A 20985-nucleotide genomic window follows, 5' to 3' on the forward strand; every position below is an offset into this window, starting at 1 on the left:
TCGTGCCATCCGCCGTCATCATCCCAGCCCTTCAGTCCCAATACGAGTCGGTGGCCGGCTCGTGAAACGCAGCCTCCAGCAGGCACTGGTTGTCCTCGGCGATGCGGTACATGTCATCGAGCAAAGCGGCAATCGCCTCTTCCAGTGAATCCCTGGATTCGTAGGGCACTGTCAGTTCGTACTGTGTGCCCTCGGTATTCAAGCGCTGCATGGCGTAGCGCTCGAAGCAGGTCTGCTCGATCAGCCGCCGGCCTCTCGTCAGCCCGCGCGATTGTGGGCTGAACCGGGCCAGCAACACTGTGACGCGCAGGATTGCCGATGGTGTTGCGAGCTCAGGCAGACGGGGCCTCTGGGCCTGTTCCTTGGTTTGCTCGGCCGGCGCGTGCATCGAAGGCGGTGGTGACCGATCCGCTCGATCTGCTGGGGCCAGTGTTGCGAGACCCGCCTCAAACCGGGCCTGAAGTGCGCTGCCGGAGGCATCCAGATAACGCATGGCCGATTTGACATCCTTCCAGCCCACGTACTCCATGAGTTCCTTGATGTCCCAACCGCTGGCGCGAGCCCAACCGGCAAATCCGCGACGCAGGGAGTGGCTGCTGTATGCCTCGGAAGCGGCGACCCCGGCCTCAGCCAAAAGGCTGCGCAACAATGGGATCAGGCTGTTGGCATGCAGCCCTTCTTGACCGATTCGCCCCCAGCGGTCGATCTTGCGAAACACCGGGCCTTGGGTCAGGCCGACCAGACTGACCCATGCCGTGAAAGCCGTCACAGGACACAGGCGGGACAGCGCCGGACATTTGTATACGCGGCCCAGCATCTGCCGATCGCCCTTGCTGCGGCTCAGGTAGCACGACAGCCCTTCGCCAGGCGAGACTTCCACGTTCTCCACCCGCAGGTTGACCAACTCGTCCGATCGAAATCCCCGCCAGAAACCCAGCAGCAGCAAACTGCGGTTGCGGGTGTGGCGAAGCAGCGCCAATCGGTCATCGCTGCGTTCTGCGTTGCCGATGGCCACCCCCAGCCATTGATCGATCTGCTGGACGACATCGATTTCAAGGGGGCGTGCCCGCTTTTCTGCAACCGAGTGAATGGAGCGAATGCCTTTGAGAACCTGGCGCACCAAGGGTGCCTTGGTCGGGTCTGCAAAACCATGGTCGATGTGCCAGCGCGAGAGCGCGGCGAGCCGCTGACGGAGGGTGCTGATCGCCAGCGTGGCCGCGTGGTCAGCCAGGTAACGGGAGGTTGCATCAGCGGTCGTTGGCAGCAAGCCTTTCCACTCCACCTCGAAATGGCGAATGGCTGCGGCATAGCTTCGACGCGTGTTGTCACGCTCGGCGGCCTCGACGTATCGGGAAATTTGGGACATATCGGAAGTCGCTTTTACTTCACCGGCAGGTCGCGAGCCGGGTTGGAATGCTGGTGTGCGATGGTTGGTATTGTGTCGCTCACCTCATGGCAAGCACCCCCAAACCACTCGTGATGATCACGACCCCCATGATTCTCTTTTGCCATCCGACTTTGTCATTGAACAAAAAAATGGAGAGAACTGCAGCGAGCACGATACCGGCGTTGGTGTACGACACGACCTCCGCCGCAGGCAACTGGCGCATGGCGTGGATAACCAAGGCGTAGGCGAGACCGATACAGGTTCCGCCAAGAGCCAGCGACGCGAGATCAATGCGCTGTGCCGGCACCCAACTGCGGGTGTGCCGATGCATGCGCAAGGTCATGCTGATCCAGGATGCCAGGTAGCCGACGGACAGAAAACCCACGAGCCCCATGAAGCTTGGGATGTGTTCGGTGGCCGCCTTGTCACTCAGGGAATAAACGCTTGTCGCCAACATGGCCAGCATGGCCCATCGGAATGCTCGTCGATCCGACCCCTGTTGAGCACTCGATGCCATGACGAGCAAGCCCAGCACGCTGATGCCAATGCCCAGCCAGGCAATGGGCGGGAGATTTTGACCGAAGAACAGCGTGCCCCAGATCGCAATGAAAAGAGGTGAACTGCGCACCAGAGGATAGACCAGTGCGACCGGTGCGTGCTCGTAGGCCCTGGCCAGACCGGAGAAATAAACCACATTCGCAGTGGCCGATACGATCAGTAGCAGCGTCATCTCCAGTGACCAAACGACGGTTGTCGCCAGCTCCCAGAACCCCCAGGGCGCAAACAGCACCAGATGGGCGAGCAACACCCACCACAGCGGGTTCGATTCCCTGGGCAAATGCCGTGCCATCAGGTTCCAGGTGACGTGCATGGCCACCGACAGGGCCAGTGCCAGCGGCGCGTTCATTGCGTTTGGGACGGTATGTCGGCCGTGCTGCCGTCCCGGGCCAGCCGGATATGACTTGCGACGCTCGGCGTCTCTTCCATCATCCAGTCGTCCAGCGCATGACCGGCATGGGTGAGCCAGGTGATGCGGGCACCAGATTCGATGGCACACCGATGTGCTTCGTCCCAATCGTTGTGGTTTTTCGGGGTCGGGTGCGGCGGATAGGAACAGTCGATGGCCATGTCAAAGTCGCCCCAGGCGCGCAGGAACTTGGCCGACTTCGGCGGCAAACCCAGGGTGTCTGTGAGGTAGGCGAAGCGTTGGCCCTGGGTGCCCTCGATGGCATAGCCCAGCGTGGGTTTGGAGTGAAGCAGCGGCAGGGGCGTCAGGCGCAGCGCCCCGACGGTGAAGGCCTCGAACTTGTGCACCGTCTCGAAGGCCAGTACACCAGGGTGCTTGAACAAATCGGCGCAGCCTTCGCTGTCTGGTGGGCCATAGACTGTGATGGGCGTCCCCTTACCCCAGCGCAGATGAAAGAGTCCCTGCACGTGGTCGGGGTGGTAGTGCGTGAGAACAATCGCGTCCAGGCTACCCGGCGCAAACCGTTCGTGAAGGTCCATCAGCCCGGCATCCAGTAGCACCCGGGTACCTCCGGATTCAATCAGGGCGCTGCAAGGGCGGCGGACGAAGTGTGGCTCGGTCCTTGCGCGTTCACAGGCCCGGCAGGTGCAACCGTAGAGCGGAACCCCGCCCGCAGCGCCCGTGCCCAGAAAACTCACACGCATACTGGCGCTCCTTGGGTGTGTTCTGCGATCAACCGGATCAGCGCTTCGCCGGCCACCTCGACGGGTCCGTTGTTCTGGATGAGCACACCGGGCACGGGCTGCAGGCGCAACGTTTCATGGCGGTGCAGGCGCTGCTCAATGGATTCGGCATCCTCGCGGCCACGGGCCAGCAGCCGATCACGCAGCACGGTGGTGGCCACGTCAATCGTCACCGGCAGCAGCTCCGGGTAACGTTGGCGGGCCTCGTCCAGGTATTCCCGCGAGCCGTTGATCACCACCGTGATGCCTTTGCCCAGCCACTGGTTGATCTCGATGCCGATTCCGTAATGCAGGCCGTGGCTGGACCAGTGCATGGCAAAGAGCTTGCCGTTCTGGCGAGCGGTGAATTCCTCCGTGGTCAAGGCCACATGGTTTTCGCCGCCTGCCGTTGCGGGTCGGGTGATGTAGCGATGGGCAAAACACACCCTGGGATCACCCGCCAGCTTCTGGCGGGCATGGCCCATGAGCGTGTCCTTGCCGCTGCCCGAGGCGCCGACCACGTAGATGAGGCGAGTTCGCATGTGCCAGTCCCTCTCAGGCGTGGTCAAAATGCGCGACCAGCGAAGCTTTACCGCCCGACCAGACCCGCTCGGCCTGTGGCAGTCCGCCCATGGTTTTGACCGCAATCAGGTCTGCGCGCTTGCCCACGGCGATCTCGCCCCGGTCGTGCAAACCTGCAGCACGAGCTGGGTTGCACGTGACGAGGGCCACAGCCTCGGCCAGGGGGATGCCGGCCAGATCGGGCAAGCGCATGACCGACGGCAACAGCGCCGCTGGCGAGTAGTCACCGCACAGGCAGTCGGCGACACCGGCCAGCACGGCATCGAGGGCACGCATGTTGCCCGACTGGGACTTGCCGCGCAGGATGTTGGGAGCGCCAAACAAGGTGGCCAGGCCTTGTGCACGGGCGGCCTGTGCCGTCTCCAGGTTCACCGGAAACTCCGACACCACAGCGCCCAGGGCCTTGACGGTCGCCACTTTCTGCGGGCTGTCGTCGTCGTGGCTGGCAATGGACACGCCGCACGCACGGGCCAGTTCCGCAAGCTGCTCCATGCGCCGCATGGCGCCCTGTGCGGCCCCGGCTTTGCGCGCCAGGATGTCGTCGATCTGCGCCTCATCGGTCTTGTAGGTCTTGGCCAGGTAGGCGCGGTACGCCTCGACATCGCGGAACTGACCCTGACCGGGGCTGTGATCCATGAAAGACATGAGGTGCGCATGACCGTCCTGCAGCAGCGCCGACAGCACCGGCGGCGCCGTTTCGTCCGTCACCTCGTAACGCACATGCACCCGGTTGTCGATCAGGGCATGGGCCTGCCAGTCGCCAATCGAACGGGCGATCTCGGCGGCGAAGGCGTTGTTGCGCACGCCCAGCTCGTGGTTGGCAAAGGACAGGGCATGAAACACCGTCGTGATGCCGGCCGCCGCATTGCGCTTGTCGGCCTGGGCACAGGCGAACTCCAGCGGGAAGTGCACGCCGGGCCGCGGCTCCACCTCTTTCTCCATTGCGTCGCAGTGCAGGTCGATCAGACCTGGCATCAGGGTGCGACCGCGCAGGTCGATCTCGGTGGCACCTGCGCTGCTGGCCGGGTCGATGGCTGTGATGGTGTCGCCTTCGATCAGGATGGCCACGTTGTCACGGACTTCGGTGGGGAACACCACGCGGGCATGGGTCAGCAAAATGGGATTCATGAGGCACAGGTCTCCAGCAATGCCGCCGCAGACACCGGGGGCGTGAGGGTTACGACGCGATCGGCCAGGCGTCGGACAAGTTCGGGGTCGTGGAAGATGGCCAGCATGGCCACGCCTTCGGCCTTGATGGACTTCAACAGCTCCACCACGCGGTCGGTGGTGGACGGGTCTAGGCTGGCCGTGGGTTCGTCAAGCAACAGCAGCCGAGGCCGGGCGATCAGCCCGCGTGCCAGGTTGACGCGCTGTTTCTCGCCGCCCGAGAAGGTGGCGGGTGGTACCGCCCACAAGCGTTCCGGCACGTTGAGCAGGGCCAGCAGTTCGCGCGCGCGCTCGGCAGCAGCTTCGCGCGGGCTGCCCCGCTGCACCAGCGGCTCGGCCACTACCTCGACCGCCGACTTGCGCGGTAGACAGTGCAGAAATTGGGTGACGAAACCCAGGTCCTGCTTGCGCAGCTCCAGCATGCGGTGTTCGCTGGCCTGGGCCAGATCGGTGATGGCACCGTTGGCGTCCCGGTAAAGGATGCGCCCACTGCTGGGCAGGTAGGTGCGGTAAATGGCCTTGAGCACCGACGATTTGCCGGCGCCGGTCGGGCCGATCAGCGCGGTCAGCTCGCCGGCAAACACCTCCAGTTGAACCTGTGCACACGACGGGATCAGTTTGTTCTGGTCGTGCAGCTGGAACTGTTTGGAGAGACCTTCGATTTTGAGGATGGCTTCTTGCATGATTCAGGTTTCCTCAGAGAGCCGACGCGACCAGGCGCTGGGTGTAGGCGTGCTGGGGGTCTTCGAGGATCTGGTCGGTCAGCCCGGACTCGATGACGCGGCCGTATTTCATGACGATCGTGCGTCCGGTCAGCAGGCGGATGACACCCAGATCGTGGGTGACCACGATCATGGCGGTGCCCAGCTCCTGCTGGATTTCCAGAATCAGGTCCAGGATGCGCGCCTGCACCGAAAGGTCCAGGCCGGTGGTGACCTCGTCGAGGTAGAGCAGCGGCGGCTGGGTGGCCAGTGCCTTGGCGATCTGCACGCGCTGCTGCATGCCGCCCGAGAACTTCTTGGGCGACTCGTCCATGCGTTCTGCCAACACCTCAGTGCGCGCCAACAAGCTGCGCGCCCGTTCGCGGATTTCGCCGTAGTGGGCCAGGTCGCTCATCAGCAGGCGCTCGGCAATGTTTCCGCCGGCCGAGACGTTGAAATTGAGTCCCAGATGCGGGTTCTGGTACACCATGCCAAAGCGGTGGTTGCGCAGCCAGCGCTGCTGCGCGGCGTTGAGCGCGAACATGTCCCACTGGCGCTCGCCGTCAAAAAACAGGGCTTCACCAGCGGTGGGCGCATCGTCGAAGAACAGCGTCTTGACCACGGTGGACTTGCCGCTGCCGGACTCGCCCATGATGCCGAGGATCTCGCCCTCGTGCAGGTCCAGGCTGATGTTGTGGCAGGCCACCACCGAGCCACAGTGTGGGCAGATGTTGGTGTCCATGTCGGGGCCAGTGCTCTCCAGGCAGAGTTCGCAACCCCGGCCGTGGATCTTGGTCAGTCCGCGTACTTCCAGAATTTTTTTCATACCGTGGTCTCCTGAGCTTGTTCAGCCTGGCGGGCCATACGGCTATTGCAAAAATCCGAGTCCGAGCAATGCCAGTGCTTGCCGCCATCGTCGGCAATGAGCTCGTCGAGGAAGCTGTCGGTGGCGCCGCACCGTTCGCAGGCGCGGCGCTGGCCGTGTTCGTTGGTGAAGTCTTCGGTGCGGAATGGCACGTCGTCGAACGCCAGCGGGTCGGCGCGGGTGTACGGCGGCACCGCATAGATTTTTTTCTCGCGCCCCGCACCCAGCAGGATCAGCGCCGGGCTCTGGTGCAACTGCGGCACGTCGTAGCGCGGGATCGGGCTGGGGTCGATCACATAGTGGCCGTTGATGCGCGTGGGGTAGCGGTGCGAGATGGTGATCTCGTCAAACTGCACGATGTCCTCGTACAGCTTGGTCAGCAGCCGCGAATAGTCGCCTTCGCCGTGCATGACCTTGCGTCGAGCCTCGGAGGGTTCCACCACCACCAGTGGGTCCGGATACGGCACTTGCAGGATCAACACCTGCGCTTCGGTCAGCGGCGTTTCCGGAATGCGGTGGCGCGACTGGATCAGAGTGGCATCAAGCGTGTGTTCTGTGGTGTCCACGCCCGGGCAGGTCAGTTCCACAAAGTGACGCAGGTTCACCGCGTTGACGGAGTCGTCCGCGCCCTGGTCGATCACCTTCAGGGTGTCGCCCTCGCCAATCAGCGACAGCGTAACCTGCAGACCGCCGGTGCCAAAGCCGCGCCCCATAGGCATTTCGCGTGAGGCATAGGGCGTCTGGTAACCGGGGATGCTGATCGCCTTGAGGATGGTGCGGCGCACCTCGCGCTTGGCGTATTCGTCCAGGAAGCCGAAGCTGTAGCCCGCCTCGTCCAGGGGCAGTTCGTAGCCCGGGTTCATGATGGCGCTCCTTCTTGGGTCGGTTGTGCGGTTGCCTTGTCCTGCGTGGTGCGCAGCCGGTCCATGTCGGACTGGAAGGTCACGTAGTGCGGCATCTTGTAGTGACTGGCAAAGCCCATCGAATCCACGCCATCGACGTGCAGCAGCACGAATTCCGGGTCTTCCGACGGGTTGCTGGGACCGTCGCGCATACCCTTTTGCAGGGCGCGGTCGAGGATGGCCATGGCGATGGCCTTGACTTCGTTGTGACCGAAACAGGCGCCATAGCCTAGGGTGAAAGTGGGTGGGCCGTCGGTAGCATCACCCTCAAACATGGCCACCACTTCGCATTCGGTCATCAGTACCTCACCGGCTTCGATGGGCTCGCCTGTCACCGGGTGCGGCAGCATCACCGGCACATAGCCCACGCGCAGCTCGGCGATGGTGGGGTGCACGTCGCCATAGCCACGCATGTTGGAATACGCAATCGCCAAGAGCGAGCCGGTTTCGGCGCGTGCCATGGTGGCCAGGGCCGCCGAACGCGGCACTGGGAAAACCAGCGGGTCGCGGGTGATGTCGAACGCCGCATGGGCGCGCCGGGTCAGCGGCGGCAGCAAGCCTTCGTCACGCAAGGCATCGACCACCTTGGGGAAGCTGTCGGGCAGGTCGGTGTCGGCCACGCCGTCCAGAAACCGCCGCGAGACCGCGCGAAAGTCCTCGGGCGACTCGTTGGCCAAATCCAGACGCATCAGGCGCAGCGCGTAGTCGGTGGTCGGGCCCAGCATCTGTCCGCCGGGGATGTCCTTGAAAGCGCTCGAAATCCGGCGGATTAGGCGCATGCGGCTCGTGTCCTGCACCGGCACATCCATCAGGCGTGGCTTGGTGGAGCGGTAGGCGCGCAGAGCGAACGCCGCTTCCAGTGTGTCGCCCTGCATCTGTTTGATGGCCAGAGCGGCCAGGCGTGGGTGGTAGAGGCCCCCTTCCGACACGACGCGCGATGTCAGCAACCGCAACTGCTGTTCGATGGCCGACAGCGTGAGCGGCGTACCCGCTGGCCCTTCGGCGCAGCGCAGGGCTTCGACGGCGGCTTCGGCACCGGCGATGGCCCGGCCACCGCCCTTGATGGCAACGTATCCCATCAGTGGGCTCCTTTGAGGTTGATGTGGGTGGTTCGGGGCAATACCGCGACCTCGTGCCCGCTCACCAGAATCAGGTCCACGCCCAGCGGGAAGTGGGCATTCCATTCGGACCGTTGCTTCCACCAGCCCGGATCGATGCCGCTGACCTGCAGCACCTGCTCGTGTTGAATACCCGGCCCGGTGAGCCGCAGATGGGGACCCTCACCGAAACGGGAGACGCGCATCACCACGGTCGCGCCTTGTTCGGGGTTTTCCAGCGATCCCAGGCGCGGCGTGGCCTCCAGCAAACGGTTGCCATCGGCCAGCACGAACTCGGCCGCCTCCACACTGGCCGAGCGCACGCCCAGTCGGCGCAGATCGTCGCTTGATAGCGCGTGCAGCGGATCGGCCAGCGCACAGGCGCTGTCCACCAGGGTGGTCAACACCAGCAGGAGCGCCGATTCAGCGCCATCGGCCAGTGGCACCACGCGGCCCGGATAGGAAAACGCGGTCATCAACTGGCGAAACGCCGTTTGCTGGCGCGGCGCTTGCCAGATGCGCCACGCGGCTTCTGCCGGTGCCGCCGCCATCCCAGTCTCATTCATCATCGTCCTCCTCGTTCGTTCCCAGCAGGGCAAAGTCCACCCGCGTGGCCGCGAGTAAGGCGCGGCGCTGGCGGCCTTGTTCCGCCACGGCGGTCGCACCCTGGGTGAGCAACCGCAGGGCCGCTTCACAACCTGGCATGCGGGCCGCCAGCACCGCGTCCAGGATGGCCATGGAACGGGCCACACCGGCACGGTCGTCCACCAGAATGGCCGCGCCTTCGATCGACTGCCCTTGGGTGGTCGTGACCCGCACATGCGCTTGTGCCAAGGGAATCTCACCGATGAAATAGGTATCGCCCAGGGCGCTGTCGGTCAGCGGCAGCAGGCCCAGACCGGATTGCGGCAACGCCAGGTCTTCGACCCGGTGCTGGCCCGCCAGATCGGCCGCCAGGGCCTTGACCGCTGCGGCCGGCAAGGCCGACCACAGCCGCAGCCACTGCGCACGATCCGGTGCTTCAGAAGTGTTTGTCATGTTGTTCCTTGTTGTCAGCGGTCGCCTCAGATCAGCTTGGCGCGGATGCGCGCCTGCAACTGGTCCAGCACGAACACAAAGACGAAGATCGCGATCAGGATGGTCATGACATGGCCGTACTGGAACATGTCAAAACGGCCCTTGAGTTCCTGGCCGATGCCGCCCGCGCCCACCAGACCGATGACGGTGGCCATGCGCAGGTTGCGGTCCAGGATGTAGGCGGTGTAGGCGATGTATTGCGGCAAGACCTGGGGGATGACGCCGTACCACAGCGTCTTGAGCTTGCCCGCGCCGATGGCCTCCAGCGCCTCTTGCGGCTTCTTGTCGGCGTTCTCGATGTCCTCGGCGTAGAACTTGCCCAGGAAGCCGGCCGCATGCAGGCCCAGCGCCAGCACGCCAGCGATGGGGCCAAAGCCGTAGGCCAGCACCAGGAACAAAGCGACGATGAGTTCCGGCGCTGAACGCAGCAGACTGATGGTGCCGCGGGCAGCGGTGTAGGTAAAACGGTTGGGGCTGTAGTTGCGGGCCGCGAAATACGCCAGGGGAATCGACACCAGCACCGACAGGATCGTGCCCCACAGCGCAATCTCCAGGGTCTCGATCATCTTGATGAAAACCGTCCAGACATAGCCGACCGGCTTGACCAGCACTTCGACGGTTTCCGTCGTGGCTTCCATCTTCAGCGTGTCCAGATTCATCTTCTGCTCGACGCGCTCCTGGGTCTCGATGTGCGAGAACAGGGGCAGCTTCTGGCGATCCAGGTCCTGAATCCGGCCCACCTCTTCGGTTTCTGCGATGGCGGGTGGCCACATGGCTTGACCGACGCGCGACAAGCCGCGCGCGACTTGTGAATCGTCAGCCAGGCCCACGGTCTTGGCCACGGCCTGTGCCGTCATGGCCACCATGCGGTCCATTTCGGTGCGTTGTCCGGTCACGAACAACAGCACCATGACGGCGATCAGCACCAGCAGATGTTTGGCGTTGTAGGGCGCGCTCAGGTGCCAGTGCAGTGCGGTGCCCTGGGGCGGCACGGGTATGGGGCGTGTGGATGTGGTCATCGCTTCGCCCCTCATGCCACAGCCAGACCGGCCACCGAGTGCTGCGCGTCGCTCTCGGCCGCTGGTGCATCTTCCCAGCGGGCACCCTGGTAAAGCGCATGCACGCGCTCGTCGGTGAATTCCGCTGGCGTGCCGTCGAAAACGACACGTCCGTCGCGCATGCCCACGATGCGGTCGCCAAACTCACGGGCCAGATCGACCTGGTGCAGGCTGCACAACACGGTTGCGTTGCGCTCGCGCGCAGCGTCGCGAATCAGGCTCAGGATGTCACGCGAGATCTTGGGGTCCAGGCTAGCCACCGGTTCGTCGGCCAGCACCACTTCGGGGTCCATCATGAAAGCGCGGGCAATGCCCACCCGCTGCTGCTGACCGCCCGACAAGTCGCCCGCACGGCGCTGGAGGTGTGTGGGTGACAAGCCGACGCGGTTGAGCAACTGGCAGGCTTTCTGGCGCTGCTCAGGCTTGAACCAGCCGGACAGGGCACGCAAGGTGGAGACCGTGGGCAACAGGCCGGACAGCACATTGGCCGCAACGCTCATGCGGTTGGTCAGGTTGAAGTGCTGGTGGATCATGGCCACGCGCTGGCGCAACGCGCGCTGCGTGGCAGTGTTGAATTCGATGCCGTCGATCAGCACCCGGCCCGAGGTCGGCCGCATGAGTCCGTTGACCGCGCGCAACAGCGTGGATTTGCCCGCACCCGAAGGGCCGAGGATCACGCAGAACTGGCCCTGCGGGATCTCCAGCGACACCTCGCTGATCGCCCGGGTGCCATCGGGCCAGATTTTTTGGAGAGATTCAAAGCGGATCATGTCGCTTCCTTTCTTTCATGCAGCAGCCCGACCCAGTGACCTGGGCCTGACTGTCGTGCACGGGGTGCTTGAGTAGCGCGGCGCTGCTTAGCGCGCGCTGGCCTTTTTCATGATGTCCTGCTTGACTGGGTCGGTGACCATCTCAAACAGCTTGCCGGCATTGGCCATGTCTTCTTCACTGACATTGGCGGTGTAGCCGTCCACCTTGCCACCACCGTAGCCGCGGATCTGGTCTTTGGTGATGCCGGGCAGTTTGTCGACGTTGTTGAACGCCTCGCGCAGCTTGGCCTTGACGGCACCATCTACCTTGGGGTGGATGGCCAGCGGCGGATAGGGAATGGCCGCACTCTTGATGATCACTTTGACCTTGGAGGGGTCGATCGCTTTGCCGTTGACGGCTTTTTCGAAGGAGTCGAACGACGCACCACCGGCATCGACCAGCCCCTCGGCCAAGGCCTTCAGCACATTGGCATGGCTGCCGGCCATGTTGATGGTGCCCAGATCACGCGCAGGCAGTACGCCACCGGCCATCATCATGGCCACTGGCACGGCAAAGCTGGAGGTGGAATTCACGTCGCCCAAGGCCACTTTTTTGCCTTTGAGGTCGGCGACGCTGTTGATACCACTGTCGGTGCGTGCGAACAGACCTGAGTAGTACACCGACTGGCCCTTGCTGACAGCCAGCGCCAGCAATTCGGAACAGCCTCGGCTCTTGGCTTGAAGGTAAGACAGCGGGCCGTACCAGGCAATGTCTGCCGCGCCGCTGCACATGGCCTCCACCACCGAACCGTAGCTCTGACCGACCTTGATGTCGAACTTCAGGCCCGTCGATTGTTCGATGGCCGAGAAAATGGGCTGGAAGTCCTTCTTGGTGCCGTCTTCGGTGCCGCCGTCGGCGGGCACCAAAATTACGCGCAGCGGCTTGGCGGCCGTGCCGTCGTTTTGTGCGGCCACGGCAGCAAACGGACTGGCCATCAGAGCCAGGCCGGTGGCCAACAGCATACGGCGGATGGATTGTTTCAGATACATTACAAAGGCTCATGTGAGTGGGAAGACAAAGAGATAGGTTTGCGAGACCGTCAGGGGTTGATGCGCAGTTGGATCCGGTCTGCACGGAACCGGGTAATGGCGTATTCGACCGGGGTACCATCCCGGTCGTCCACGTTCACACTCTTGACCCGCAGCACCGGTCGGTTCTGCGGCATCCCCAGCGTCTTGGCGTCGTCCCCTTGCGGGAGCACCGCTGTCACTAGGCTTTCTGTTCGGCGTAACTTGCAGCCATATGTGGCACCCAGCAGCGCATGCAGCGATCCGCTTTCGAAACGCTCGAAGAGGTCTGGGAATTTTTCGGCGGGCACGAAGTGCGATATCAAGCACATGGGGCGTTGCTCCACCATGCGTAACGTCTCAATCCAGTGCACTGCATCCCCTTCCTGAATGGTCAGGCGTTGTGCCACCCTAGGCAGGGCGCCAATGGTCTGCTTGCGAAGGATGCGGTTCTCGGTCATGAACCCAAGTGCGGCCAGGTTTTCGGTGAAACGCGTGCCTTTGCCAATCTGGTAGTCCAGTTGTGTGTCGAGCACAAAGATGCCCAGGCCGTGACGGCGTTCCAGTAGGCCTGCCTCGACCAGCTCGTCTATTGCGCGGCGCAAGGTATGGCGGTTGACACCAAATTGCACTGCCAGATCCCCCTCCGACGGCAAGCATTCCCCGGATGCGTATTGGTTGTGTACGACCAGCTCCAGTTGTTGAGCGATCTGTGCGTACAGGGCCAGACCAGAATCACGATTGACAACGTAGAGGCTCATGTTTAGTTATCTAGATAAGCGGATGAGCGTGAGCTTACGAGGTGCCCATGTCCGTTTCATGACACCCTGGCGTTACGACTATCCGGGGTTTTTCGAGATGCCAGGACGTAGCGCTACAACATCATTAATGTTGTAGCTCGAACATGAAGCTGCGGTCGAGCCGAGCACACGGATTCAGGTGAAGTTGCGGCCTGGATGAGGGAATCTCACCAAAGCATTGCAGGTATTGCACATCGACTCGAATCCACAGCCATCCGTACCCACGCCATCGCGGAAACGGGCGAAAACCAGCATCACATTGAATAATTCACCATTACCGAATGTTAGAAATGGCAGAAAACCCAATTTCTTGACTTCATAAATAGTATGTAATATCATAATACATACTATGGTACGAAATAGAGAGGTGAGCCATGGCCAGAGCCGGGATCTACAAATCAGAAGTGCTGCGCGCCCGCGATAAATTGCGGGCCACCGGGCGGAATCCGTCCATCGATGCGGTGCGCGAAGAGCTGGGCAGCGGCTCCAAAACCACGATCCACCGCTATCTGAAGGAGATCGAGGAAGAGGAAGGCGGAGCCACCGGCACCCGCGTGGCTGTCAGCGAGGCGATCCAGGATCTGGTGGGGCGGTTGGCCACCCGGGTGAACGAGGAAGCCGAAGAGCGGGTCATTTCGGCGCAGGCCAGGCACGCGGAGCAGCTGGCGCAGTATCAGCACGCCGCCGCGGCCCTAAATACCGAGGCCCAGTCCGCCCGCCAGCAACTGGAACAAACCCAGCGGGCGTTGGCCGATGAAAAAGCAGCCCATGCAAAAACCAGCGAGTCACTGCGCGGCAAGATCCTGGAAGGCACACAACTCACGCAACAGGTAGTCGATCTGCAGGAGCGCATCGAGGCCGAAGAACGCCACCGGCAATCCCTGGAGGAAAAGCACCAGCATGCCCGCCAGGCACTGGAGCATTTCCGGCAGTCCACCAAAGAGCAGCGCGATCAGGACCAGCGCAAGCATGAGCAGCAGGTGCAGTACCTGCAGGCTGAGTTGCGCACCGTGAATGAAGCCTTGGCAACCAAGCAGCAGCAAGCCGTCCACACCCTTCAGGAAAACGCGCGCTTGTTGGGTGATCTATCCCGTGCCCAGGGCGATCTGCACCAGCTCCAGGAAGAGCTGCGGAGCCTGCGGCCGCTCAAGGATGAACTTGGGTTTTCACAACGGCGCACCGAGGAGTTGGGTCGGCGCCTGGTTGAGCAGGAGGCGGCCGTCAAGCAACTCAACGCCTCGAACGAACAGTTGGAGGCCAAGGCCAACGAACTGCTCACGGCAAAGCAACAGCTGGAACTGGCGCTGACCGCAGCCAAGTCATCCGTCACGGCGCAAGAGCAGGTCGTGGTCAGCATGCTGGAGCGTTTCAGCGCTACGGTGCCCAGTCCTGATGCGTCCGCGAAAGACCCTGTTGAAGGGGCAGAAAAAATGACACAGAGGAATGATAAAAACCCAACTGTGACAGGGACTTAAGCCTGTTTCTGCGGTTTTTTACATGAATCCCTGCCGACCCTCGAATTCGGTGTGTGTATCCATGATTACACCATGGCTCCCTGCCAGCTACATGCTGACTGCCTCAATTGTTCTGAGCAGGTCTGCGTAAAAGGCGATGAGGTTCGGTCAGCCAGGATTCGGGATGAGCTGGTGACTGCTAGAGAGAATCTAGAGGCAGCCAAGCAGGCTCATGCTGACGGTTACTTTGGAGCTAGTCGGTGGGTAGACCATCACGAGCTGACGGTAAAAAGGCTGGCTCAATTGTGTGCCCTTCTTGATGACCCCAGTATTCCTCATGGTGCGGTCATCCAACTGTCAAACCTTCCTGTCCCGTCAAGAATCGAGCAAGCCAAAGTAGCTCGGGCCGCTTTAACGCACCGGCCGGAGCCCTCTCCTAGTGCGATTATATCGACTGAAACCATGCGCAACCTGATGCTCGCGATGGAGAAAAATGATGGCTAGAAATAGGCCGAAAGTTCGAGCACGTAACTTGGAAGACCAGGATATAGAAGCCATAGTTAGCATTCTCGACGGCTGGGAGGGGAAGCTTACTTGGGAATTACTCATTGAGATTGTCGAGCAACGACTTAACGCCCGATACACAAGACAAGCCCTAAATCAGCGGGTTCGCATAAAGCAGGCCTTCCAATTAACGAAGAGCCGCGTTGCAGGGCTTCCAAATGCTCGGTCAAAAAGCTCCCTTGGCTTGGGAGCTACAGAAGCACAGGCGCTTTTAGAACGTCTTGAGCGTATTGAGGCCGAAAATGAGGGTTGGCCGGGATTCGTGTATTTCTCGCCAGAATGATCCTAAGGCGATGATTCAAAAGGGAATTTCCGATCAAGATCGGATTTTGCGGCGTCATGCAGCACGAATCCGTATCAGATCGCCAAGCGCATCGGCGTCGCCCATTACAGGGCAGGAACGCTACTGAATCAGCAAAGGTGGCTGGTTGGTGCGCTGAGAGGCAGCTGGAGTTGACGAGACAGTCTTTCTGAGAGAGCTAACGGAACACGTTGAATCCCATCTACCGGGCTTGCAGAAACGTGGCAACCGAAAAAAATGGAGAGGGGCTATAGAGGGGAGCTCTTCACGGATAGGTTCGGTTGCCTCGTGGGTCAAAGGTGCGTTTGCCGTTCGCCCCCACATGGAGAACCTTCAACGGCAACAAGTCCTCCAGGTCTTCTGGCGTCATGAATTGTGTCCATCAAAATAGTGATGGACACAATCATCTGCCGCCTCCCGACTGGGGGCTACGTTTGGCTAAATTCGCGCTTACGTTGTACGTTTGCGTACGCCTTAGTACGGCAGCATCTCCCATCAGTACATTCAACGCGATGCCATGCGCTACAATGCGCGCATGTCACGTGCAACCCTAAGCATCTCGCTTCGGGCTGTGTTGCTGCTTCTTATCGTGTTGCTGCAGCTGCTGAGCCCACTTCTGCACGGCCATTTCGGAATTCCGAAACAGACTGGCCTGCACGTGCACACCGCGCTTTCTGGCGCGGTTGATTCTCATTTTCAATCCCTCGGATCTTCCCATCATCGAGCCTCCGCGCATGAGGGGTATGCTCTTGATCGCGAGCTGGCTCTGACGAGCAGGGAACCCTTTGAGGTTGATGTAGAGCCCTCGATCGGTCCATCGGATCTCGCCGGATTTCTTTGGGCTGCTGCGGGGCCTGGGTTATCGGCACTCACCTTTCTTCTGCTGGCAGCGCTTGCCTGTTCAGCCATATCACGCCCAGTCTTTCGGCCAGCACCAATTCGCGCGCGCTGGCGCGATCGCATCAATCGAACGCCTCCAGCGCAGGCTCCCCCACCGGCCTGCTGATCCTAAGCAGGCGGACGGCACGCGCGTCACGGTGCAGCAGAACACTCGTTGAGTTGATCTGCAACAGCCCCATCACGCCCACCGTAGCGATCATGAATTCGTTAGGAGCATTGGCTTCTGACCCATCACGTTCGCTCGACGCCACAAGGCGGTAGCTGCATTGCTATCCGCTGGCCATCCACTGTTCCTACATTCTTGTTCGCGTCGCCTCGAAGCGCCACGCCGCAGTCGGTGTTCGTGCCGCTTCGGGAGGCGACGCAGTTGGAGGATGACGCCGACAGCGTTGCCTTCGTGGATTGGAGTCAGGCATGTTTCTCAAACGAATTGTGGTGGTTGGCGCATCGATTGCACTGACCGCATTCCGGCGGCCGCGTTGGCCTACGTGTCCGGCGTTCCGGGCGTGTTTGTCGCCACCGACAAAGGCTTCCGCTTCCAGGAGGTCGCCGTTGCCAGTACGGATGACGCCGTCGCTGTCGTGCGCGCCAATCTGCCCACAGGGACACGCGTAGCGGTTGCGGGCGTCGGTGCACTCAAGGGCTTGCTGGCGGGAGAACAATGATGCTGTCCCGCCTGATTGAGTTTTCTTTGCGCCAGCGTGTACTGGTGCTGATCGCGGCCGGCGTGCTTGCTGCCGCTGGCGTCTGGGCTTACCTGAACCTGCCGATTGATGCGTTTCCCGATATCTCGCCGACGCAGGTCAAGGTCGTGCTCAAGGTGCCGGGCATGACGCAGGAAGAAGTCGAGCAGCGTGTCTCGACGCCCATCGAGCAGGAACTGCTCGGCCTTCCGCATAAGACGATCGTGCGCTCGGTGTCCAAATACGGCATCAGCGACGTGACGGTCGATTTTGAAGAGGGTGTGGACGTCTACTGGGCACGCCAGCAAGTGTCGGAGCGCCTGGCAGGTCTTGCCCGCGACCTGCCGTCGACAGCCGTGGGTGGCCTAGCGCCGATCACCACGCCGCTGGGCGAGATGTTCATGTTCACCGTGGAGGGCGACGGCTACTCGCTGGCGGAGCGGCGCCGAGTGCTGGACTGGGTCATCCGGCCGGCGTTGCGCACCGTTCCTGGCGTGGCCGATGTCAACGCATTGGGTGGCGAGGTCCGCAGCTATGAGGTAACGCCCGATCCGGCACGCTTGCGTGCACGGGGGGTGACGCTGGAGCAGCTGCGCCAGGCGCTGGATGCCAACAATCGCAACGATGGTGCGGGCCGGCTTGATCGCGGTGACGAGCACTGGGTGGTCCGCGTGGAAGGCGGCGTGCGCGGGCTCGACGATCTGCGAGCGATTGTCGTGGTGCCAGCGCAGAGTCCGGCGTCCAACCCTGCCGTCACCGTGGGCGATGTGGCCACCGTGCAGCTGGGTGAGGCGACCCGCAACGGCGCCGTCAGCAAGGATGGCAACGGTGAGGTAGTCGAAGGGCTGGTGCTGGGCCTGCGCGGCAGCGATGCCCGCAAGCTGGTCGAGGCGGTACAGGAACGGTTGGACACGCTTGGCCCTCAACTGCCCAAGGGCATGTCGGCACACGTGTTCTACAACCGTGGCGAGCTGGTGACACGCGCAGCCAACACGGTGGTGCGTGCGCTGATTGAAGCCAGCGTGTTGGTGGTCATCACGCTGTACCTGTTCCTGGGCGGTGTGCGGGCGGCGCTGGTGGTGGCGGCCACGCTGCCGCTGTCGATGCTGGCGACCTTCCTGCTGATGCGCTACGTGGGCCTGACCGCCAACCTGATGAGCCTGGGTGGACTGGCCATTGCTCTGGGCATGCTGGTGGATGCGGCGGTCGTTGTGGTGGAGAACATTGAGACCGCCATGGCGCGTGCCCAAGACCACAAGACCGATCCAGCGCTGCGCGGGGCCGTGATCCGTCACGCAGTGGCTACCGTTGCGGTGCCGATGCTCTCCGGCGTTTCCATCATCGCCATCGTGTTCCTGCCGCTGTTGTCATTGCAGGGGCTGGAGGGCAAGTTGTTCGGGCCGGTGGCGCTGACCATCATGCTGGCACTGGCCTCGTCTGTGGTGATCGCCTTTACGGTCGTGCCGGCGTTGGCCTCCATGCTGCTGCTCGCGCATGCGGATGAGGCGCCTTGGCTGATGCGCAAGGTGGCGGGTGGCTTTGCCCGCCTGCAGGCCTGGACCACGGCGCGCCGCCGCATCGTGTTTGGCGTGGCGGGGGCGGCGCTGGTCGTGGCCGTGGTGCTGTACATGTCAGTCGGCAAGACGTTCATGCCGACCATGGACGAAGGCGATCTGATTGTGCTGTTGCAAAAGGCGCCGTCTGTTTCCCTGGCAGCATCGCTGGACCTGGACCAACGCGTGCAGCAAACGCTGCTCAAAGAGGTGCCCGAGATCCGCTCCATCGTGGCGCGCACCGGCTCCGACGACCTGGGCCTGGACCCGATGGGTCTGAATGAGACCGACACCTTCCTGGTGCTCAAGCCCAAGGACCAGTGGCGCGGCAGCAAGGAGGACATCGCGACAGCCATTCGTCACGTGATGGAGCGCTTTCCCGGCGTGATCTATGGCTTCACGCAGCCGATCGAGATGCGCGTGTCGGAGATGCTGACCGGTACGCGCGGGGATATCGCCATCAAGCTCTTCGGCAGCGATCTCGCCGCTATTGACGCGGCCGCACAGGCCATTGCTGCCAAGGTGCGCTCCATCCGTGGCGCCGCCGAGGTGATCGCGCCCAGCAACAGTGGTGTGCAGTACCTGAAGGTCTCGCTGGATCGCGCGGCAGTCGGCCACGCTGGCTTTACCGGAGATGCCCTGCAAACGCAGTTGCGAGCCCTGATCGAAGGTGACCGGATTGGCGTAGTGCCCGAAGGCATTATGCGTACACCGCTGATCCTGCGCGGCGGAGCGGGCCTGCGCCAAGCGCCGGAGAACCTCACCGGCCTCCTGGTGACGGCGCCAGATGGCAAAACTTGGCCGCTCTCGTCTCTGGCCCGCATCGAACGCGTGGACGGGCCGGTGCGCATCAATCATGAAGACGGAGCCCGGTTTGCTGTGATCCAGGCCAACGTTGAAGGCCGGGATCTGGCCGGCTTTGTGCAGGAAGCACAGGGTGCGGTTGGCAGCATCAGCACGCTGCCGAAAGGACTGCGTGTTGTCTGGGGCGGCCAGTTCGAGAATCAGCAACGTGCGGCGGCGCGTCTAGCACTGGTCGTGCCGCTGGCCTTGGGCGCCATCTTTCTGCTGCTGATGCTCACGTTCCGCTCGGTGCGGCAGGCGGTGCTGGTCGTCGCGAACATTCCGTTTGCCCTCGTAGGCGGCATCGCCGCGCTGCGGATATCGGGCGAGTACCTGTCGGTGCCGGCCTCCGTCGGCTTTATCGCGCTGCTCGGGATCGCGGTGCTCAATGGTGTGGTGCTGGTCTCGCACTTCAACACCTTGCTGGAGTCGGGCTCAAGCATGGCGGAAACCGTGCGTGTGGGCGTGCAAGACCGCCTGCGGCCGGTGCTGATGACAGCCTGCATTACCGCACTGGGAATGATTCCGCTGCTATTGGCCAGCGGGCCAGGGTCGGAGATTCAACGCCCGCTGGCGATCGTAGTGTCGGGCGGGTTGCTTTCTTCGACGGCACTGACGCTGCTCCTGCTCCCCTTGCTGTTTGAACGCTTTGGTATGCCCCGGGCCCGGACGGCCGACGGGCAGGGAGATTTGCAATGAGGTTGAACATGTTTCGCTTCGCATTGGCCGGAGCCGGCGTGATGCTGCTTTGCGGCACCGCCGCGCAAGCGCAGAACACGCCGGGCTACCTACCCGCTGAGAGCTCGGTGCGTGAAGCGGTGGCGCAATCGCCCGAGGTGATGACGGCCGAAGCCCGGCGCGATGCCACGCTGGCCCGTGCCGAAGGCATTCGAGCGGGGACGGCCGAGACTGTGGTGAGAGCGATCGGACAGGGGCGTCAGGTCCGAGATCCATCTGAGCGACATGCCGAAGGGCAGATCGCCGTGGAGCGGCCGTTGAGGCTGTGGGGCAAGGCTCAAGCCGATGGCCAGCTTGCTGATGCGGCGGCCGAGGCTGGGCAACTTGCGGTGAAGGACGCACGCCACGAAGCATCGCGGCAGATCCTCTCGCTGTGGTTTGCTGCTGTGCGGGCAGGGCAAGCACGCCAGGCCGCTCAGGAGAATGCCCGGGCTGCGGCCGAGTTGGCGACGCTGACGGCCCGCCGGGTCCAGTTGGGTGACGCTTCGCGCTTGGACGGTGAACTGGCAGCAGCTGACCAGGCTCGCATGCAAGCCGCACTGGCGACGGCCGCTGCAGCCGAACAGGCCGCGCAGGCGGAACTGCAGGCCCGTTTTCCGGGGTTGCCCCGGCCCATGATGGCCGCTGACACCGCGCTGCCTGTGTTGCCGCAGGACCCACCGGAACGATTGCGCACGCAGTACATACAGGACAGCCACGAGTACCGGCTTGCCATGGCGGAAGAGGTGCAGGCAGGGGTCGTCTCAGAAAACGGAAAATAAAGCACGCTAAGCCATTGCCAACAATCTCCGACGATAACGGCGACGG

19 protein-coding genes and 1 pseudogene are annotated in these 20985 nt (G+C 62.5%); 5 read left to right on the top strand and 15 right to left on the bottom strand.

Annotation, left to right across the window (positions count from 1 at the left end; translation table 11 throughout):
• Positions 1-31: 31 nt before the first annotated feature.
• The 15 genes from AC3WXD_RS26415 to phnF all read right to left on the bottom strand — a co-directional run bounded on the left by AC3WXD_RS26415 (position 32) and on the right by phnF (position 13103).
• Positions 32-1366 (bottom strand): site-specific integrase, encoded by a 1335-nt coding sequence (locus AC3WXD_RS26415; RefSeq protein ID WP_003118403.1) that lies wholly within the window; start codon positions 1364-1366, stop codon positions 32-34.
• A 79-nt stretch (positions 1367-1445) separates the two neighbouring features.
• The gene (locus AC3WXD_RS26420) at positions 1446-2294 is read right to left on the bottom strand and encodes a DMT family transporter (RefSeq protein ID WP_023121731.1); all 849 of its coding nucleotides are present in this window, start codon (positions 2292-2294) and stop codon (positions 1446-1448) included.
• Positions 2291-3058 carry a phosphonate metabolism protein PhnP gene (gene phnP / locus AC3WXD_RS26425; RefSeq protein ID WP_003118405.1) on the bottom strand — a complete coding sequence of 256 codons (768 nt, stop codon included), beginning with the start codon at positions 3056-3058 and terminating at the stop codon, positions 2291-2293. The genes AC3WXD_RS26420 and phnP overlap by 4 nt, the downstream gene beginning before the upstream one ends.
• Entirely contained in the window at positions 3049-3618 is a 570-nt protein-coding gene (phnN, locus tag AC3WXD_RS26430; protein ID WP_003118406.1) for a phosphonate metabolism protein/1,5-bisphosphokinase (PRPP-forming) PhnN, read from the bottom strand. Before phnN ends, phnP begins: the two co-directional genes overlap by 10 nt.
• Positions 3619-3631: 13 nt before the next feature.
• Complete coding sequence (locus AC3WXD_RS26435) at positions 3632-4786, bottom strand: alpha-D-ribose 1-methylphosphonate 5-triphosphate diphosphatase (RefSeq protein WP_003118407.1); 1155 nt, start codon at positions 4784-4786, stop codon at positions 3632-3634.
• The gene (gene phnL, locus AC3WXD_RS26440; RefSeq protein ID WP_003118408.1) at positions 4783-5508 is read right to left on the bottom strand and encodes a phosphonate C-P lyase system protein PhnL; all 726 of its coding nucleotides are present in this window, start codon (positions 5506-5508) and stop codon (positions 4783-4785) included. Before phnL ends, AC3WXD_RS26435 begins: the two co-directional genes overlap by 4 nt.
• A 13-nt stretch (positions 5509-5521) precedes the next feature.
• Complete coding sequence (locus AC3WXD_RS26445; protein WP_034396209.1) at positions 5522-6352, bottom strand: ATP-binding cassette domain-containing protein; 831 nt, start codon at positions 6350-6352, stop codon at positions 5522-5524.
• Complete coding sequence (locus AC3WXD_RS26450) at positions 6349-7254, bottom strand: alpha-D-ribose 1-methylphosphonate 5-phosphate C-P-lyase PhnJ (protein ID WP_003118411.1); 906 nt, start codon at positions 7252-7254, stop codon at positions 6349-6351. The genes AC3WXD_RS26445 and AC3WXD_RS26450 overlap by 4 nt, the downstream gene beginning before the upstream one ends.
• Complete coding sequence (locus AC3WXD_RS26455; protein WP_034396212.1) at positions 7251-8372, bottom strand: carbon-phosphorus lyase complex subunit; 1122 nt, start codon at positions 8370-8372, stop codon at positions 7251-7253. Before AC3WXD_RS26455 ends, AC3WXD_RS26450 begins: the two co-directional genes overlap by 4 nt.
• Complete coding sequence (gene phnH, locus AC3WXD_RS26460; protein ID WP_079263529.1) at positions 8372-8959, bottom strand: phosphonate C-P lyase system protein PhnH; 588 nt, start codon at positions 8957-8959, stop codon at positions 8372-8374. The genes AC3WXD_RS26455 and phnH overlap by 1 nt, the downstream gene beginning before the upstream one ends.
• Positions 8949-9428 (bottom strand): phosphonate C-P lyase system protein PhnG, encoded by a 480-nt coding sequence (phnG, locus tag AC3WXD_RS26465; RefSeq protein WP_003118414.1) that lies wholly within the window; start codon positions 9426-9428, stop codon positions 8949-8951. The genes phnH and phnG overlap by 11 nt, the downstream gene beginning before the upstream one ends.
• A 26-nt stretch (positions 9429-9454) precedes the next feature.
• The gene (gene phnE / locus AC3WXD_RS26470; RefSeq protein ID WP_080747452.1) at positions 9455-10486 is read right to left on the bottom strand and encodes a phosphonate ABC transporter, permease protein PhnE; all 1032 of its coding nucleotides are present in this window, start codon (positions 10484-10486) and stop codon (positions 9455-9457) included.
• A gap of 11 nt (positions 10487-10497) precedes the next feature.
• Positions 10498-11295: a phosphonate ABC transporter ATP-binding protein gene (gene phnC, locus AC3WXD_RS26475; RefSeq protein ID WP_034396216.1), complete on the bottom strand. Its 798-nt coding sequence runs from the start codon at positions 11293-11295 to the stop codon at positions 10498-10500.
• 87 nt (positions 11296-11382) lie between these two features.
• On the bottom strand, positions 11383-12297 hold the full coding sequence (locus AC3WXD_RS26480) for a phosphate/phosphite/phosphonate ABC transporter substrate-binding protein (RefSeq protein WP_423200970.1): 915 nt from the start codon (positions 12295-12297) through the stop codon (positions 11383-11385).
• Positions 12298-12374: 77 nt separating this feature from the next.
• Positions 12375-13103, bottom strand: a complete 729-nt coding sequence (gene phnF / locus AC3WXD_RS26485; protein WP_059414262.1) for a phosphonate metabolism transcriptional regulator PhnF — start codon at positions 13101-13103, stop codon at positions 12375-12377.
• Between the two features lie 413 nt (positions 13104-13516).
• Between phnF and AC3WXD_RS26490 the strand changes: the two genes are divergently transcribed.
• The 5 genes and pseudogenes from AC3WXD_RS26490 to AC3WXD_RS26510 form a co-directional block, all read left to right on the top strand.
• Positions 13517-14617 carry a DNA-binding protein gene (locus AC3WXD_RS26490; protein WP_034396223.1) on the top strand — a complete coding sequence of 367 codons (1101 nt, stop codon included), beginning with the start codon at positions 13517-13519 and terminating at the stop codon, positions 14615-14617.
• 511 nt (positions 14618-15128) lie between these two features.
• Entirely contained in the window at positions 15129-15443 is a 315-nt protein-coding gene (locus AC3WXD_RS26495; protein WP_492324977.1) for a hypothetical protein, read from the top strand.
• A gap of 1292 nt (positions 15444-16735) precedes the next feature.
• A complete protein-coding gene (locus tag AC3WXD_RS26500) occupies positions 16736-17026 on the top strand; it encodes a hypothetical protein (RefSeq protein ID WP_492324978.1) in 291 nt (96 codons plus the stop codon).
• Positions 17026-20139, top strand: coding sequence for an efflux RND transporter permease subunit (locus tag AC3WXD_RS26505; RefSeq protein WP_062739608.1), 3114 nt, complete (start codon positions 17026-17028; stop codon positions 20137-20139). The genes AC3WXD_RS26500 and AC3WXD_RS26505 overlap by 1 nt, the downstream gene beginning before the upstream one ends.
• A pseudogene (locus AC3WXD_RS26510) lies at positions 20136-20912 on the top strand (TolC family protein); the annotation flags it as partial. The gene AC3WXD_RS26505 and the pseudogene AC3WXD_RS26510, both read left to right, overlap by 4 nt.
• Positions 20913-20985: the final 73 nt, after the last annotated feature.

Source organism: Cupriavidus sp. FW216-B1, assembly GCF_058789195.1.

What these genes read in the sequence shown, in the direction of transcription:
- AC3WXD_RS26415 (WP_003118403.1), bottom strand. Translation starts at nt 1,366, where the DNA reads ATGTCCCAAATTTCCCGATACGTCGAGGCCGCCGAGCGTGACAACACG.
- AC3WXD_RS26420 (WP_023121731.1), bottom strand. Translation starts at nt 2,294, where the DNA reads ATGAACGCGCCGCTGGCACTGGCCCTGTCGGTGGCCATGCACGTCACC.
- phnP (WP_003118405.1), bottom strand. Translation starts at nt 3,058, where the DNA reads ATGCGTGTGAGTTTTCTGGGCACGGGCGCTGCGGGCGGGGTTCCGCTC.
- phnN (WP_003118406.1), bottom strand. Translation starts at nt 3,618, where the DNA reads ATGCGAACTCGCCTCATCTACGTGGTCGGCGCCTCGGGCAGCGGCAAG.
- AC3WXD_RS26435 (WP_003118407.1), bottom strand. Translation starts at nt 4,786, where the DNA reads ATGAATCCCATTTTGCTGACCCATGCCCGCGTGGTGTTCCCCACCGAA.
- phnL (WP_003118408.1), bottom strand. Translation starts at nt 5,508, where the DNA reads ATGCAAGAAGCCATCCTCAAAATCGAAGGTCTCTCCAAACAGTTCCAG.
- AC3WXD_RS26445 (WP_034396209.1), bottom strand. Translation starts at nt 6,352, where the DNA reads ATGAAAAAAATTCTGGAAGTACGCGGACTGACCAAGATCCACGGCCGG.
- AC3WXD_RS26450 (WP_003118411.1), bottom strand. Translation starts at nt 7,254, where the DNA reads ATGAACCCGGGCTACGAACTGCCCCTGGACGAGGCGGGCTACAGCTTC.
- AC3WXD_RS26455 (WP_034396212.1), bottom strand. Translation starts at nt 8,372, where the DNA reads ATGGGATACGTTGCCATCAAGGGCGGTGGCCGGGCCATCGCCGGTGCC.
- phnH (WP_079263529.1), bottom strand. Translation starts at nt 8,959, where the DNA reads ATGATGAATGAGACTGGGATGGCGGCGGCACCGGCAGAAGCCGCGTGG.
- phnG (WP_003118414.1), bottom strand. Translation starts at nt 9,428, where the DNA reads ATGACAAACACTTCTGAAGCACCGGATCGTGCGCAGTGGCTGCGGCTG.
- phnE (WP_080747452.1), bottom strand. Translation starts at nt 10,486, where the DNA reads ATGACCACATCCACACGCCCCATACCCGTGCCGCCCCAGGGCACCGCA.
- phnC (WP_034396216.1), bottom strand. Translation starts at nt 11,295, where the DNA reads ATGATCCGCTTTGAATCTCTCCAAAAAATCTGGCCCGATGGCACCCGG.
- AC3WXD_RS26480 (WP_423200970.1), bottom strand. Translation starts at nt 12,297, where the DNA reads ATGCTGTTGGCCACCGGCCTGGCTCTGATGGCCAGTCCGTTTGCTGCC.
- phnF (WP_059414262.1), bottom strand. Translation starts at nt 13,103, where the DNA reads ATGAGCCTCTACGTTGTCAATCGTGATTCTGGTCTGGCCCTGTACGCA.
- AC3WXD_RS26490 (WP_034396223.1), top strand. Translation starts at nt 13,517, where the DNA reads ATGGCCAGAGCCGGGATCTACAAATCAGAAGTGCTGCGCGCCCGCGAT.
- AC3WXD_RS26500 (WP_492324978.1), top strand. Translation starts at nt 16,736, where the DNA reads ATGACGCCGACAGCGTTGCCTTCGTGGATTGGAGTCAGGCATGTTTCT.
- AC3WXD_RS26505 (WP_062739608.1), top strand. Translation starts at nt 17,026, where the DNA reads ATGCTGTCCCGCCTGATTGAGTTTTCTTTGCGCCAGCGTGTACTGGTG.